Origin of the sequence: Marichromatium sp. PS1 (assembly GCF_041155115.1) — a bacterium.
In the GTDB taxonomy this organism is placed as follows: Bacteria; Pseudomonadota; Gammaproteobacteria; order Chromatiales; family Chromatiaceae; genus Marichromatium; species Marichromatium gracile.
Genome location: NZ_BAAFHB010000002.1, coordinates 1157750 through 1171993, shown reverse-complemented (window position 1 = coordinate 1171993; position 14244 = coordinate 1157750). Strand labels below are relative to the sequence as shown.

Below are 14244 nucleotides of genomic sequence, written 5' to 3'. Positions count from 1 at the left end.
AGCACGGAGACACTATGGCCAAGTACGACATCTATGGGATCGGTAACGCACTCGTCGACATGGAGTTCGAGGTCGACCCCAACGACCTCGGCATCCTCGGCATCGACAAGGGCGTGATGACCCTGGTCGACGAGCAGCAGCAGGCAGCGATCATGGACCACCTCCGTGAGCGTCACCATCAGCGCGGCTCGGGCGGGTCGGCGGCCAACTCCGTGATCGCGGTCGGTCAGTTCGGCGGCAGCGGTTTCTATTCCTGCAAGGTCGCCGACGACGAACTCGGGCACTTCTACATGCAGGACCTGGTCGAGGGCGGTATCGACACCAACCTCCACACCAAGAAGGAGGCCGGCGACACCGGTCGCTGCGTGGTGCTGGTCACCCCCGACAGCGATCGCACCATGTGTACCTTCCTCGGCATCAGCCAGGGGCTGTCGACCAACGAACTGGTCGAGGAGGCGCTGCGCGACTCGGGCTGGTTCTACACCGAGGGCTATCTGGTCACCTCCGACAGCGCCCGCGAGGCGGCCAAGGCGGCCAAGCGCATCGCCGACGAGGCCGGCGTCAAGACCGCCTTCTCGCTCTCCGACCCCAACATGGTGAAGTTCTTCAAGGACGGCCTGCTGGAGATGATCGGCTCGGGCGTCGACCTGCTGTTCGCCAACGAGTTCGAGGCCATGGGCATGGCCGGCAGCGAGGACCTCGGCGACGCCATCACCTATCTCAAGACCCTCAGCCGCAGCTTCGCCATCACCCGCGGCCCGCAGGGCGCGCTGGTGTGGGACGGCGCACAGATGCTCGAGATCGCTCCGGTGCCGGTCAAGGCGGTCGACACCGTCGGCGCCGGCGACATGTTCGCCGGTGCCTTCCTCTATGGTCTCAGCCAGGGCTGGGATCATCAGCGCGCCGGCGATCTGGCCTCGGCGGCCTCGGCGCGACTGGTCACCAGCCTCGGCCCGCGCCTGACCACGGAGCAAACCCAGGCGGTGCTGCGCGACTTCGCCTGATCCCGCCCGCCCCGGCCCGCCGGGGCCCCGGCCCCGGCGTCATCGCCCGTCCTCGACGGGCACCATCGATCACCCCGGTAATCCCACCATCATGAAGCTCCTCGCGATCGACACCTCAGGTGAGACCTGTTCAGCCGCCCTGTTGCAGGACGGGACCCTGACCCAGCGCCTCGAGACCGCTCCCAGACGCCACGCCGAACTCATCCTGCCGATGATGCAGCAGCTCGTCGACGAGGCCGGGCTGCGGCTCACCGATCTCGACGCGCTCGCCTTCGCGCGCGGGCCGGGGTCCTTCACCGGGGTGCGGATCGCCGCCTCGGTGATCCAGGGCGTGGCCTTCGGCGTCGACCAGCCGGTGATCCCGGTCTCGACCCTGGCGGCGATCGCCCAGGGCGCCTACCGGCGCAGCGGTCACACCCGGCTGCTGGTGGCGCTCGATGCGCGCATGGACGAGGTCTACTGGGGGGCCTTCGAGATCAACGAAGCCGGGCTGGCCGAGGCGCGCGGCAGCGAGCGCGTCTGTGCCCCCGAAGCGGTGCCAGCACCCGAGGGCGAGGGTTGGTACGGGGTCGGTCCCGGCTGGGCGGCCTATGCGGAACGGCTGCGCCCGCAGATCGGCACGGCACTCGCCGGGGTGCTCGAGGAAGGGGTCTGCGAGGCGCGTGACCTGGCGGTGCTCGCCGAGGCCGAGCACCGGCTCGGTCACGAGGTGGTGCCGGAGCTGGCCATCCCCGTCTATCTGCGCGATCAGGTCACCCGCAAGGGCTGATCCCGGGAATGACCGACGAGCGGCGCCTGCTCATCGACTGCTTCATGGCGGCGATCGCAGCCGTCGGCGGCACCCGGGCGGTCACCCGCGCACTGGAGGCGCGCGCGCCGCCTCACCCGGTCGAGCTGTTCGCCATCGGCAAGGCCGCGGCCGCCATGGCCCGAGGCGCCTGTGACGCCCTCGGCGAGGAGAGGATCACCGGCGGCCTGCTGATCACCAAGGCGGGCCATGTCGACCCGGCCGACTTCCCCCGACTCGATTGCCGTTGCGGCGGCCACCCGCTGCCCGATGCCGGCAGCCTCGATGCCGGGCGCGCGCTGATCGCGCGGCTCGCCGCGTTGCCCGCCGGGGTCGAGCCACTCTTGCTGATCTCCGGCGGGGCCTCGAGCCTGGTCGAGGTACCGGTCGCCGGGGTCGATCTCGACACCCTGGTGCGGGTCAACGACTGGCTGCTCGCCAGCGGCCAACCGATCGCGACGATGAATCTGGTGCGCAAGGCGCTGTCGCGGATCAAGGCCGGCGGACTGCTCGCCGTCTGCCCGCCGGAGCACACCCCCCGGGTGCTGGCGATCTCCGACGTCCCCGGCGACGACCCCGGGGTGATCGGCTCCGGGCTCTTGGTGCCCGAACCGGAGCTGGCAGCCCGCTGCAGCGGGCTGCACGGACTGCCCGACTGGCTCGACCGGCTGGTCCGCCACGGACTGGCCGCGCGCCCCGCGCCCACCGGCCCCGGCCCGGAGATCGAGTTGGTGGCCACCGCCGCCCACGCCCGCGCCGCCGCGCTCGCACACGCCCGTGCGCAGGGACTCGCCACCTGGCCGCACCCCCAGCCGCTCACCGGAGAGGCCGCCGTCGCCGGTCAGCGCCTGGCCACCCGGCTCGCCGCCACGACCACGCCGGGGCTCTATCTGTGGAGCGGCGAGACCACGGTCAGGCTACCGCCCCGCCCCGGACGCGGCGGTCGCAACCAGCACCTCGCGCTGGCCGCGGCCATCGCCCTCGACGACCGCGACGACGTCACCCTGCTCAGCGCCGGCAGCGACGGCAGCGACGGGCCCACCGAGGACGCCGGGGCGCTGATCGACGGGGCGAGCTGCACGCGGGCACGTCGGCTCGGACTCGACCCCGCCGAGCATCTCGCCGGCGCCGACGCCGGCAGCCTGTTCGCCGCCACCGGCGAGCTGCTGCGCACCGGCCCCACCGGCACCAACGTCATGGACCTGGTGCTGGCGATCAGGCGCTGAGCCGGGTCAGCCGTTGAGATAGCCGAGCTGATCGACGTTGAACGGGGTCGGGGTCAGACCGAGCCGGGCGAAGCTGTCGTTCTCGCTGCAGACGTTGCTCTCGAGCAGCATCTGGATCTGGTCGCGACTGATCGGGAACCAGGGATAGCGATCGAACAGCCCGGCCATCGCCCGGACCGCGAACACCGGCGCCGGCACCATCGCCTTCTGCTTGCCGACGGCCGCGGCGATGGTGCCGAGGATCGCCTTCCAGCTCAGCCGCTGCGGGCCACACAGGCTGTAGGTCTGGGACTCGGTGCGCGGCTCGCCGAGCGCCAGGGTGAAGGCGCGGGCGACATCGTCGATATGCACCGGCGCCAGCTCGAAGGCCCCGGCCTGCTGCGGCAGCAGCCCGTCGTAGAACAGCGGCGCCGGGATCGGCGCGGCGATGATGTCCTTGTTGAGCTGCGAGCAGAACTCCATGCGCCCGCGCGGGTCGCCGAAGATCACCGAGGGGCGGAAGATGGTCCAGGCCAGCCCCGAGGTCTTGAGTGCCTCCTCGGCGGCGAACTTGGTGCGTTGGTAGGCAGTCCCATCGGGTCGCACCCCATTGGCGCTCATGAGCAGGAAGCGACCCACGCCGGCGGCCTGGGCCGCGGCGATGGTGTCGACCACGCCCTGATGCTGCAGCGCCTCGAAGGTGATGCCGCGCGCCGGGAACTCGCGCAGGATGCCGATCAGATAGATCACCGCATCGGCGCCGCGCACGCAGGCATCGAGCGCGCCGCGCTCGGCCACGGTGCCGGGCACCAGCTCGCACTCGACGCCACGCTCGACCTTGGACTCGCTGCCCGGGCGCACCAGCAGCCGGGGCACATGACCGGCGGCGAGCAGATGATCGATCAGATGGGCACCGACGAAGCCGGTCCCGCCAATGATTGCAACCTTCATGTTCGAGTAACTCCTGTTCTACGGTCGCGACCACCGCGCACGACGATCGCTCGAAGTCGACGCGGACGCCGGATACGCATACCCGCGTCCGCCCATGGCGAAGGATGTGGGGACGGTGAGGGACAGAGCGAAGCCCGGGCGGGGTGGCGGGAGCGGCCGGGATGGCGGCGCTCATCCCGGCACGAGGCCGGTTCAGTGACCAGCCATCTCGGTGGCGTGCTCGCCGGACTGACCGGCCGGTGTCCGCTCGAGCACACCCTGCCAGCGCACCCGACGCACGCTGCGCCGCGCCGCGCCGAACACCCCGGTGATCGCCTCGACGGCGGTCTTGCTGGCATCGCGCACCACCAACTGGCGACCCTGCGCGAGTTTGATGCGGAGTTCACAGCGCACGCGATGACCGTGCAACCGGTCGAACTCCTCCTGGATGGTGGCCTGCGTCTCGATCCGCTCATCGGTGAAGCGATCCTCGAGCTTCTTGGCCTCGGATTCAATCTGACGACGAATATCGGCATCGAGCGCGAGAGTGTCGCCGCCTATCTTAATGGACATACTTGATCTTCTCCCAAGACTCGGTCCAGGCGGAAGATACAGACCGCGATGTCGGCGACCGAGTGGATTCGCTATGAGGGCTACCGCATCGACTGTGATGGCGTCTCAGGAGCTTCTCCGGGGAGGAGAACGGACGCGGTGCGATGGACTGCGGCAGTGCCGTGGATCATGATGCCGGGACCGGCGAAAAGCAAGGGCAAAACCCCCAACCACAACCGTTGCAATGGATTTGCACGCTCCGACAATGACCCGGATCAGCGATTGCGAGCATCGCCCGTGCCCCATCGGCCCCGAAATGGGGCGACGCGCGCCCGAGCCCGCACCATGACATACCGCCCCCCTTGATCGAACCGCCCAGGCTCCTGCCCCATGCACCACCGCCCGACCGACTGGCTGCTGCTCCTCGCGCTCACCGCACTCTGGGGCTCGGCCTTCGCGCTCACCGGGATCGGCGTCGAGGCGCTGCCGGTTCAGCTGGTGGTCGCCGCCCGGCTGCTGATCGCCTGCGCCCTGCTGCTCCCGGCGGCGCTGCTGTTCGCCCGCCGTCCGGCGCACAGCGCACGGCTGTGGGGCGCCTATGTGCTGATCGCGCTGTTCGGCAACGCCCTGCCCTATTCGCTGGTGACCTGGGGACAGCAGACGATCGCCAGCGCCCAGGCCGGCATCCTGATGGCGACGATGCCGCTGGCCACCCTCGGCATGGCGCACTATCTCGTACCCGGCGAGCGCATCACCCGACACCGCGCAGGCGGCTTCCTCGTCGGCTTCTGTGGGGTCGTGGTGCTGCGGCCTGGGGCGATGTCGACCCGGCGCGACTGCCGGCGATGGGGGTGATCCTGCTCGGCGTCTGCTGCTATGCCGTGGCCGCCATCCTGGCGCGACTGCGGCCTCCGAGCGACGCCCTCTACAGCGCCGCGGCGACCACCACCCTGGCGACCCTGATGTTGCTGCCGACACTGCTCGCGCTGCCGGCGACACCGACCGCAATCCACCCCGAGGAGCGCCACCTGCTGGCACTGCTCGCCCTCGGCGGCGGTTCGACCGCGCTCGCAGCGATCCTCTACATGCGACTGGTCAAGCGCGCCGGCGCGGCCTTCGTCTCACAGCTCAACTATCTGATCCCGCTGTGGGCGCTGGGGGTGGGGGTGGGACTGCTCGGCGAGCCGCTCGCCTCCCGCCACCTGCTCGCCCTGGCGCTGATCCTCGGCGGCATGGCGCTGGCGCGCCGCGAGCGCGACGCCGGAGCGGATCAGACGGGGTCGGACTCGAACAGGTCAGCGAAGGCGCGATCGAAGCGGCGGTAGGCCTCCCAGCCGTCCTGGTCCATCACCTGATCGATCACCCAGCGATTCTCCTGCCCCTCGCCCATCAGTCGCTGGATCTCGAAGCCGAGGTGACGCAGCAGCGCATAGCTCGGTCCCTCGTCGGTGAAGCCGTACTCGGCATACTCCCCGGAGCGGGCGTTGAGCCGCTCGATGAAGGCCGCGCCGTGCGCCCCCGGCCCGAGCAGGTCGGTGGCGTTGTCCTGGACGTGATCGAAGACCCGACGCGCGAACCCGGTGATCAGGTCGCGCCGCCGGTCCTCGTCGAGACGGGCATGGGCGAGCCGATCGGCGATCTGGATGAGGAACACCAGATACTCCTCGATCACCGCCAGACGCTGGGCGTCGTCGCGATAGACGAAGCGCTCGCAGTGCAGGTTGATCGCGCGATCGAGGGCGATGCGCCAGGCGATGAAGGCCAGCGCGCCGGCGACCTCGTCGAGCGAGCGCGCACGGTCCGGGTCCGACCAGTGACTCTTGATCCTCAGTGCCATCTCCAACCCTCCATCGATTGTCAGTCACGCAAGACCGGATGGACCCAGTCGATCCCCTCGCCGCGCTCACCGGCCACCATGAACTTGCGCAACGCCGAGCGCAGCTCCGGGGCCAGCGGACCGACCCGACGCTGCAACCACTCGAAATCGGCGCCCTGGTGCGCCAGATACACCAGATAACTGTGCCACAGCGCCTGGGCGTCGACCCCACGCCGCTCAGGCAACATCGAGGCCCCGGCGGCCTTGCCCAGCGCACGGTCGAGTCGCTCGGCGGCGAGTGGCCCGATACCGCGTCTCAGACCATCGAGCAGCGGTTCGAGCCGGCCCCAGGCCCCGGGCGCGAGCGCCAGCTCGCGCCGCCCCGCGCCCGGCACCGAGAGCGTGCCCGCGACCGGGTCGAAGCAGTCGCGATCGAGCAGCATCAGCTCCGCCGGGGTGACCCCCGAGAGCAAGAGCGCGCAGTGACCACGCACCTCGGTATCGACATCACGCAACAGCAGCTCGATCTCGGCCGGCTCGAGCAGCCGTGGCAACCGCGGCAGGTCGATCACCGCCGCGCGCGCGCGCGGCGCCTCGAGCATCGCCGACTGCCCGGCACCGTCCTCGGGCGCCGGCGCTGCGGATTCGACCAGGCGCACCCCGTCACCGTCCTCGCCACGCTCGATGCGCACCCCGAGATAGGAGACCCGCGGCGCCGTGGAGCGCTCGCCGAGATAGTCGGTCAGCCAGGTCAGGAAGAGCGCGGCGAGGAGCGCGGCGGCGAGTGCGATCGGCAGGTCGCGGGCATAGTCGGGGCGAATCGGCGCGCTCGGCGCATAGGCCCACTCGACCACCTGGATCGGCGGATACTGCTCGAAGTCGCGCAGCGCGATCTCGGCGAGTCGCTGGGCGTTCTCGGCAAAACGCGTCTCGAGCCCGTCGAGTCCCTCGCGCAGCCCCTCGAAGGTGGCGAAGTGGCGCGAGAAGGTCTGCACCGCGCGCTGCTGACGATCGAGATCGTCCTCGAGCAGGGCGACGGTCTCGCGTGCCGCCTCCAGCTCCTGACGGGCCTCGTCGCGGACGGTGATGCGCGCGACCAGCAGCGCGCGCTCCAACGACTGCTCGAGCGCGGCCTGCTCGCCGGGCAGATCGCGCAACGCCGGGTCGCGATCGATATAGGCCTGGGTGTAGCGGGCATAGAGCTGATCGAGCCGCTCGCGGCCACGCTCGACATAGCGTTGCAGCCGGGCGATGTCGTTCTGCTGCTCGCGCGGGATCAGTCGCTCGCCGCGCGCCACCGCCTCGTCGAGCGCACGCAGCCGGGCGAGTGCCTCGACCTCGCGGTTGCGCGCCTTGCCGAGTGCGTCGTTGAGATCCTCGAGCTCGGCGAGCGCGCGACTCTCGGCGCGCTCGATGCCGACGATGTCGTGCTCGGCGGCGAAGGTCTCGAGTTCGGCGCGCGCCGACTCGATGCGCCGCTCCAGCCGCGCCTGTTCCTCTTCGAGCTCGGTGGTGGTGCGCCCGGCGCTGGCCGAGACCTGCTCGGCGCGCAGCCGTTCGTAGGCCCGCACCCAGTGATTGACGATCGCCGCCAAACGCTCCGGGTCACCGCCCTCGGCGCGCAGTTCGAGCAGGTTGGTCTCGGGGATCGGCTCGACGGCGAGCCGCGTGCGCAGCGCCGCCACATCGACCGCCAGCCCGGCCTCGGCCAGATCGATGGCGAGCCGACCGAGCAGCGACTCGCCGAGCAGCAGCCGACGCTGGATCATCACGTGTTCGGGATCGGCGGTAGCGCTCGGTGCATCGACCGCCTTGGGCTTGACCGTGAGCACCGAAGCGGTGGCGCGATAGACCGGTTCGCGCCCGTAGACGATGCCCAGCGCCAGCGTCAGACAGAGGGCGCTGGCCAGGGCGAAGACCAGGGCGCGCCGACCGAGCAGCGGATGTGTTCGAGTCGACCGGCTCGGGAACCAGCGTATCACGGGCAATCACCTCCGGGCAGGGCATGCGCAGGGGCGCACGCCGGATGACGACAACGGAGCGGACGGCGGTGGGTCTCCGTTCCCTCGTGCATGGTCGTCGTGCCCGTCCCCGGCACCGGCCTCAGGCCGTCGCGGCGGCGACGAACCTGGCGCAGTTGGCGCTCAGGTCTCCGCGATGCAGATCGCCCCCGATCAAGAGAATGGCGTCGCGACCATAGAATTCGAGTAGTTCGCCGACCCGATCGAGCCGCATCCCGCCGGCCGGGACCGGGAGGATCGGGCGCAGCCCGGCGAAGGGACGGCTGGCACCGGCGACCAGCGCACGACATTCCTCCGCGGTATAGGCGAAACGCCCGCCCCAGCTCGGGAAGATGGTCGCATCGGCCCCGGCCAGCCGGTTGAACAGGCCATAGAGCACGCCGTGGGCGAGCCCGCCGTCGGGGTTGGCGCAGTGCGCGCCCTGGAAGGCGGGATGGGCGAGGATCGGCAGCCCCAGGGTGTCGTCATCGGCCAGCGCGCGCATGGCATCGAACCCGACCAGCCCGGGACAGACCAGCAACCCGCCGGCACCGACCGCACGCGCCAGCTGCGCGCGCGCCCTCAGCTCGCCGGCCGGGGCGGTGACATTGGGCAGATAGCGGGTGTGACCGCCGCACTCGCGGTTGGCGCGGGCCACCGCCTCGGCGCACAGCCGCACCCGGGGCTCGAAGCGACAGAAGGACTGATCGGTGAGCCCGTGGTCGTCCTTGATCAGGTCGATGCCGCCGCGCGCCAGCCGGTAGGCCAGCTCGGCCAGCTCGGCGGGCGAGCGCCCCATCGGCTTGAGCGCGGTGCAGAGCAGCGGGCGCGCCGGATCGCCGCAACAGGCACGCAGCCCCTCGCGCCCGAAGCGCGGACCGCGATAACCGGCGGCGAGCCCCGGCGGCAACTCGAGATCGACCAGCCGCACCCCGGGCTGGATGCTGATGTTGCCGAACAGCAGATTGATCAGCTGGGTCAGCTCGGCCCCCGCCGCTTCCACCGGATAGGCCACCACCAGCTCGAAGCGCCCCGGCGCGAGCGGGCGCAGAGCGCGCACCTCACCGATGACCTGATCATGGATCGCGGTCTCGGCGATCAGCTCGGGGGGGAACTCGACGGTCTGCTCGACGCAGATCGCCCGCGCGCGCGCCTCGGCCTCGGCGGCGCTCGCGCGCAGGTGATAGGTGGCGGTCAGTCGCTCGCCGCTCAGCGCGAGCCGGGTGCTGTCCTGCATGACGATGGGGTCCGGTGACGATCGAGGGCCATAGACTAGCCGATCCCGCCCCGATGGTCGCGCGCCGGGTCGGACGCCGCCGTGTCGCGCCAGTCGGCGCGCGCCAGACGACACAGCCGGTGCGCGCGCAGGCGGTGTCCCGGCGGCAGCGCCGGGTGCTCGAAGGGTTGGGGATCGGCGCGCATGCCGAGACGCGCCATCAGCGCCAGCGAGCGCTGGTTGTGGAGACTGGTGAAGGCGACGATCTCGTCGAGCCCGAGACGCGTGAAGCCGAAGCCCAGCGCCGCGCGCGCCGCCTCGCCGGCATAGCCCTGGCCCCAGGCGTGACGGGCCAGACGCCAGCCGATCTCGACGGCGGGTGCGAAAGGCAGCTCGGCGCCACAGCGATGCAGCCCGACGAGCCCGAGAAAAGCACCCTCGGCGCGCGTCTCCACGGCCCAGAAGCCCCAGCCCTGGACGGCGATCAAGCGCCGGCAGCGCGCCGCCATGGCCGCGCTCTCGGCGCGACTGAGCGGACGCGGCAGCCAGGCCATCACCCGGGGATCGGCGTTGAGCGCGGCGAAGGAGGCGAGGTCGCGCCCGTGCCACTGACGCAGCCGCAGCCGCGCGGTCTCGAGCACGGGCGCCACGACCTCAGAGGTCCTCGGTCCGCTCGGCGCGCCCCATGGTCTCCAGGCGCACCGCGGCGAGTGCGTCCTCGTCGATGCCCAGCGGCTCACCGACCAGCCGCTCGGCGGCGCGCACCAGGGCCATGGCGTCGAGCCCGTACTCGCGCATCAGGTACTGACGACTGGCGCCGTGGGCATAGGTGTCGCGCAGCCCGAGACGGATCAGCCGGGCGCCGATGCCGCGCTCGGCCATGAGCTCGGCCACCGCCGAGCCGAGCCCGCCGACGATGCTGTGGTTCTCCAGGGTGATGACCCCGAGCCGGGCGCTGGCGAGCGCCGCGCGCACCCGGGGGTCGTCGAACGGCTTGAGGGTGGAGACGTGCAGATGACCGACCGAGAGCCCGTGGGCGCGCAACGCGCCGGTGGCGCGCAGCGCCTCCTCGGTGCAGATCCCGGAGGAGAGCACGATCAGGTCCTCGCCCTCGCCGAGCAGCCGCGCCCGCCCCAGCACCATCGGCTCGGCGGGGTCGAACAGCCGCGGCACCTCGCCGCGCAGCATGCGCACATAGACCGGCCCCGGCACCGCCTGGGCGAGGTCGAGCACCTGCTCGACCTCGGTGGCGTCCCCGCACTCGAGCACCGTCATGTTCGGCAGCAGGCGCATCAGCCCGATGTCGTCGACCGCCTGGTGGGTGACGCCGCCCGGGGTGGTGATCCCCGGCAGGAAGCCGATCAGTCGCACCGGCAGATTCGGGTAGGCGATCGACATCGCCACCTGGTCGAAGGGGCGGCGCGAGACGAAGACCGCGAAGGTGTGGACATAGGGGAAGAAGCCCTCGCGCGCCAACCCGGCGGCGAAGCCCATCATGTTCTGCTCGGCCATGCCCATCGAGAAGAAGCGCTCGGGATAGGCGTCGCGGAAGCCGTCGGCCTCGCACGAGCTGGTCAGGTCGGCCGAGAGCACCAGCACCTCGGGCCGCTGCTCGGCCCAGCGCACCAGGTTGTCGCGGTGCGGCCGCTGCACGATCTCCATCAGGCATCCCCCTCGGACAGGCCCGCGAGCAGGCCGCGATACAGATTGAACTCCGCCTCGTTCTTGAAGCGCACGTAGTGGAGCTTGGGCCAGCGCTCGCGCAACCGGTCGATGCCGCGACAGGGATCGGTGCGGGCGATCACCACCCGCGGGACGCCGTCCTCCCCGACCCCCTCCCCGGCCTCGGCCAGCGCCACGGGGTCGTGACCGTCGACCTCGCGCACCTCGGCGCCGAAGGCGCGCAGCCGCGCGGCCAGCGGCTCGGTGGTCATCACCGTGTCCATCGGGCCGTCGCACTGCTGGGCGTTGGCGTCGACATAGACCCCGATGTTGCCGAGCCGGTGATGCGCCAGCGCGGCGAAGGCCTCCCAGGTCTGTCCCTCCTGGAACTCGCCGTCGGACATGAACACCCACACCCGACCGGTGTCGCCGCGCAGCCGACGCGCCAGCGCGATCCCGCCGGCCTGACTCAACGCCTGACCCAGCGACCCGGCGGTGACCTCGTGACCCGGCGAGTGCTCGGCACCGATCAGCTCGACGGTGCTGCCGTCGCGGTTGAACGCATCGAGCGCATCCGGCCCCAGTCGACCGAGTTCGATCAACAGCGAGTAGAGCACCAGCGCATAGTGCACCGGGGAGAAGATGAAGCGATCGAGCTCGGGCGCGGGCGCGCCGTTGTAGTCGGCGCCGGTGAAGGCGTGCGGATTGTCCGCACCGGGCACCCCGGCGAAGGGCCGCGGGGTGGGCGGGGCCGTGCTCGGCCCGAGCCGCATCACCCCGAGATAGAGGGTGGCGAGGATCTCGGCCGAGGAACAGGCCTGGCTGAGATAGCCGCCGTTGTTCTCGAGGGTGTGTTCGAGCACCCGTCGCCGGATCGCGGTGGCGACACGACGGATGTCGCCCGGCGCGGTCGCGGCACCGGGGCGCGCTGGGATGGATTCCATAGATATGATCGTCTCGACTGCCTGCCTCAAATCAAGCCGCGCGCGGACCAGGCCGGACCGCCGCCCCGGACGACCCCCGCCCGGCGGCGAAATCCTAGCATGAGCGGACGGCCGTCGCGGGGATGATGCGCGGCCAGCGGCCAGCGGCCAGCGGCCAGCGGCCAGCGGCCAGCGGCCAGCGGCCAGCGGCCAGCGGCCAGCGGCCAGAAGATTGAACCGCCAAGCCGCAAAGACCGCAAAGGGATTCAAGCGCCCGGCCATCCGTGAGTGTGCGGCCGCGACGACGGCGTGACGTCCCATCAACTGTCGGCACCGGTCAGCGAGCGTTCTCGGCGTCAACGCTCTAGGACAGGCCGCGACTGGTGGCTGGCGGCTGGCGGCCGGTGGCTGACGGCTGACGGCTGACGGCTGGTCGCTGGTGGCTGACGGCTGACGGCTGACGGCTGGTCGCTGGCGACTGGCGACTGGCGACTGGTGGCTGATCGCTGGCGACTGGCGACTGGCGACTGGCGGCTGGCGCCTGCTCGCTGGTCCCGGCACGCCCCGTGCAATACCGCACGGATCACCCTGAGCCATCCAGGAGGGCCGTGCCATGAGCGATCCCCACCTCATCCTCTATCACCAACACCCGGTCAGTGCCCGAACGCGCTTCCTGCGTCTCGGCCATGGCGGTATCTGCGCCCCCGGGCCGCTGCCGCCGGGGAGCCGGATCATCGAGTCGGGAGCGACGCCTCAGGTCGTCGTCCACCCCGGCGCGCTGCTGCGCGCGCTCGAGCGCGAGCTGGCGCTGGCCCAGGGCGCGCTGGCCATCACCCTGCGCTTCCCGGTGCAGCTCGCCGTCGACGAGACCACCGCGCCGGTCTTCCTCGCCCGCTTCGTCGACCACGACCCACCCATCGCCGAGGTCGGCGCCCAGGGCGCGCGCTTCATCGCGCTGACCCAGGCGAGCGCCCTCCCCCCGGTCGAACTCGACCTGCTGCGGCATGCCTACGAGGCGCTGCTCGGTTGAGACGCCGCTGTCGGGTTTGCCACCACCGGGGCGCGCACCACTTGTCCAGGACCCGACAACCCGCCTCATGCAACCGTGTCGCAGCCCGCTCAACCCGCGCCCTCCGGCCTTCTTCAAAGACTGGCGCGGAGCTTGCTTTTTTGACTCGACAAGCCCCGGGCAGCACGCGCCGGCCCCAGCCAAATGACACGGGAGAGCAATCCATGTGGGACTATTCCGAGCAGGTCCAGGACCACTTCTTCAACCCTCGCAACGCCGGCCCGGTCCAGGACGCCAACGGCGTCGGTGAGGTCGGCTCGCTCGCCTGCGGCGACGCCCTGCGGCTCTCGCTCCGGGTCGACCCCGAGCGCGAGGTGATCCTCGAGGCCGGTTTCCAGACCTTCGGCTGCGGCTCGGCGATCGCCTCGAGTTCGGCGCTGACCGAGATCATCAAGGGCATGACCCTGGATCAGGCGCTGACGGTCACCAACCAGGACATCGCCGATGTCCTCGGCGGCCTGCCCGCCGAGAAGATGCACTGCTCGGTGATGGGGCGTGAGGCGCTGCAGGCGGCGATCGCCAACTATCGCGGCGAGCGCTGGGAGGACGACGACCACGCCGAGGGCGCGCTGGTGTGCAAGTGCTTCGGGGTCGACGCCGGGATGATCGAGGAGACGGTACGCGCCAACGGGCTCGACTCGGTGACCGCCGTCACCCATTACACCAAGGCCGGCGGCGGCTGCTCGGCCTGTCACGAGGAGATCGAGGAGATCATCGCCCGGGTCAATCCCACCGCCGTGGCGGTCCAGGCGCCGCGCGCCCCCGAACCCCCGCAACCCGCCGCGCCCCGCGTCAACACCCTGCAGCGCATCCGCCGCATCGAGCGGCTGATCGACACCCTGCGCCCCGAGCTGCAGCGCGACCACGGCGACCTCGAACTGGTCGACGTCGACGGCCGCACGGTCTACGTCAGCCTCAAGGGCGCCTGCGCCGGCTGTCAGATGGCCTCGCTCACCCTCTCCGGCATCCAGGAGCGGCTCAGCGCCGAACTCGGCGAACCGCTGCGGGTGATCCCCGCCGCGCCCCAGCAGATCGCCTGCTGACGTCCCACGGCGCGACGCGATCGCCAACCATCCCCAT

General features: G+C 71.0%; 15 protein-coding genes. 7 read left to right on the top strand and 8 right to left on the bottom strand.

Going from position 1 to position 14244, the window contains the following annotated elements; genetic code table 11:
* The first annotated feature begins 14 nt into the window (after positions 1 to 14).
* The 3 genes from ACAM26_RS06630 to ACAM26_RS06620 all read left to right on the top strand — a co-directional run bounded on the left by ACAM26_RS06630 (position 15) and on the right by ACAM26_RS06620 (position 3017).
* Positions 15 to 1004: an adenosine kinase gene (locus ACAM26_RS06630; protein WP_123140127.1), complete on the top strand. Its 990-nt coding sequence runs from the start codon at positions 15 to 17 to the stop codon at positions 1002 to 1004.
* Positions 1005 to 1095: 91 nt separating this feature from the next.
* Entirely contained in the window at positions 1096 to 1773 is a 678-nt protein-coding gene (gene tsaB, locus ACAM26_RS06625; RefSeq protein ID WP_123140126.1) for a tRNA (adenosine(37)-N6)-threonylcarbamoyltransferase complex dimerization subunit type 1 TsaB, read from the top strand.
* An 8-nt stretch (positions 1774 to 1781) separates the two neighbouring features.
* Positions 1782 to 3017: a glycerate kinase gene (locus ACAM26_RS06620; protein ID WP_369613327.1), complete on the top strand. Its 1236-nt coding sequence runs from the start codon at positions 1782 to 1784 to the stop codon at positions 3015 to 3017.
* 6 nt (positions 3018 to 3023) lie between these two features.
* On the opposite strand, the gene ACAM26_RS06615 is transcribed toward ACAM26_RS06620, so the two are convergent.
* Both ACAM26_RS06615 and ACAM26_RS06610 read right to left on the bottom strand, forming a co-directional pair.
* On the bottom strand, positions 3024 to 3947 hold the full coding sequence (locus ACAM26_RS06615; RefSeq protein WP_123142855.1) for an SDR family oxidoreductase: 924 nt from the start codon (positions 3945 to 3947) through the stop codon (positions 3024 to 3026).
* 192 nt (positions 3948 to 4139) lie between these two features.
* On the bottom strand, positions 4140 to 4499 hold the full coding sequence (locus ACAM26_RS06610; protein WP_062275241.1) for an HPF/RaiA family ribosome-associated protein: 360 nt from the start codon (positions 4497 to 4499) through the stop codon (positions 4140 to 4142).
* A gap of 369 nt (positions 4500 to 4868) precedes the next feature.
* Between ACAM26_RS06610 and ACAM26_RS06605 the strand changes: the two genes are divergently transcribed.
* Together ACAM26_RS06605 and ACAM26_RS06600 are read left to right on the top strand one after the other, a co-directional pair.
* Complete coding sequence (locus ACAM26_RS06605; protein WP_369613326.1) at positions 4869 to 5333, top strand: EamA family transporter; 465 nt, start codon at positions 4869 to 4871, stop codon at positions 5331 to 5333.
* Complete coding sequence (locus ACAM26_RS06600) at positions 5324 to 5803, top strand: EamA family transporter (RefSeq protein WP_369613325.1); 480 nt, start codon at positions 5324 to 5326, stop codon at positions 5801 to 5803. Before ACAM26_RS06605 ends, ACAM26_RS06600 begins: the two co-directional genes overlap by 10 nt.
* On the opposite strand, the gene ACAM26_RS06595 is transcribed toward ACAM26_RS06600, so the two are convergent.
* From ACAM26_RS06595 to ACAM26_RS06570, 6 genes are all read right to left on the bottom strand, one after another.
* Positions 5749 to 6315: a hypothetical protein gene (locus ACAM26_RS06595; RefSeq protein ID WP_123142853.1), complete on the bottom strand. Its 567-nt coding sequence runs from the start codon at positions 6313 to 6315 to the stop codon at positions 5749 to 5751. The genes ACAM26_RS06600 and ACAM26_RS06595 overlap by 55 nt on opposite strands.
* Before the next feature lie 20 nt (positions 6316 to 6335).
* Complete coding sequence (locus ACAM26_RS06590; protein WP_369613324.1) at positions 6336 to 8276, bottom strand: hypothetical protein; 1941 nt, start codon at positions 8274 to 8276, stop codon at positions 6336 to 6338.
* Between the two features lie 121 nt (positions 8277 to 8397).
* Positions 8398 to 9531 carry a RuBisCO large subunit C-terminal-like domain-containing protein gene (locus ACAM26_RS06585; RefSeq protein ID WP_123142203.1) on the bottom strand — a complete coding sequence of 378 codons (1134 nt, stop codon included), beginning with the start codon at positions 9529 to 9531 and terminating at the stop codon, positions 8398 to 8400.
* 35 nt (positions 9532 to 9566) lie between these two features.
* Positions 9567 to 10160: a GNAT family N-acetyltransferase gene (locus ACAM26_RS06580; protein ID WP_369613323.1), complete on the bottom strand. Its 594-nt coding sequence runs from the start codon at positions 10158 to 10160 to the stop codon at positions 9567 to 9569.
* A gap of 4 nt (positions 10161 to 10164) precedes the next feature.
* A complete protein-coding gene (locus tag ACAM26_RS06575; RefSeq protein ID WP_190287900.1) occupies positions 10165 to 11172 on the bottom strand; it encodes a transketolase family protein in 1008 nt (335 codons plus the stop codon).
* Positions 11172 to 12116, bottom strand: a complete 945-nt coding sequence (locus ACAM26_RS06570) for a transketolase (RefSeq protein ID WP_123142204.1) — start codon at positions 12114 to 12116, stop codon at positions 11172 to 11174. Before ACAM26_RS06570 ends, ACAM26_RS06575 begins: the two co-directional genes overlap by 1 nt.
* Before the next feature lie 592 nt (positions 12117 to 12708).
* Between ACAM26_RS06570 and ACAM26_RS06565 the strand changes: the two genes are divergently transcribed.
* Both ACAM26_RS06565 and nifU read left to right on the top strand, forming a co-directional pair.
* A complete protein-coding gene (locus tag ACAM26_RS06565; RefSeq protein ID WP_369613322.1) occupies positions 12709 to 13125 on the top strand; it encodes a hypothetical protein in 417 nt (138 codons plus the stop codon).
* Positions 13126 to 13328: 203 nt separating this feature from the next.
* Complete coding sequence (gene nifU, locus ACAM26_RS06560; protein ID WP_062277399.1) at positions 13329 to 14207, top strand: Fe-S cluster assembly protein NifU; 879 nt, start codon at positions 13329 to 13331, stop codon at positions 14205 to 14207.
* Positions 14208 to 14244: the final 37 nt, after the last annotated feature.

Coding starts and splice junctions, on each gene's coding strand:
- ACAM26_RS06630 (WP_123140127.1), top strand. CDS start 15: ATGGCCAAGTACGACATCTATGGGATCGGTAACGCACTCGTCGACATG.
- tsaB (WP_123140126.1), top strand. CDS start 1,096: ATGAAGCTCCTCGCGATCGACACCTCAGGTGAGACCTGTTCAGCCGCC.
- ACAM26_RS06620 (WP_369613327.1), top strand. CDS start 1,782: ATGACCGACGAGCGGCGCCTGCTCATCGACTGCTTCATGGCGGCGATC.
- ACAM26_RS06615 (WP_123142855.1), bottom strand. CDS start 3,947: ATGAAGGTTGCAATCATTGGCGGGACCGGCTTCGTCGGTGCCCATCTG.
- ACAM26_RS06610 (WP_062275241.1), bottom strand. CDS start 4,499: ATGTCCATTAAGATAGGCGGCGACACTCTCGCGCTCGATGCCGATATT.
- ACAM26_RS06605 (WP_369613326.1), top strand. CDS start 4,869: ATGCACCACCGCCCGACCGACTGGCTGCTGCTCCTCGCGCTCACCGCA.
- ACAM26_RS06600 (WP_369613325.1), top strand. CDS start 5,324: ATGGGGGTGATCCTGCTCGGCGTCTGCTGCTATGCCGTGGCCGCCATC.
- ACAM26_RS06595 (WP_123142853.1), bottom strand. CDS start 6,315: ATGGCACTGAGGATCAAGAGTCACTGGTCGGACCCGGACCGTGCGCGC.
- ACAM26_RS06585 (WP_123142203.1), bottom strand. CDS start 9,531: ATGCAGGACAGCACCCGGCTCGCGCTGAGCGGCGAGCGACTGACCGCC.
- ACAM26_RS06575 (WP_190287900.1), bottom strand. CDS start 11,172: ATGGAGATCGTGCAGCGGCCGCACCGCGACAACCTGGTGCGCTGGGCC.
- ACAM26_RS06570 (WP_123142204.1), bottom strand. CDS start 12,116: ATGGAATCCATCCCAGCGCGCCCCGGTGCCGCGACCGCGCCGGGCGAC.
- ACAM26_RS06565 (WP_369613322.1), top strand. CDS start 12,709: ATGAGCGATCCCCACCTCATCCTCTATCACCAACACCCGGTCAGTGCC.
- nifU (WP_062277399.1), top strand. CDS start 13,329: ATGTGGGACTATTCCGAGCAGGTCCAGGACCACTTCTTCAACCCTCGC.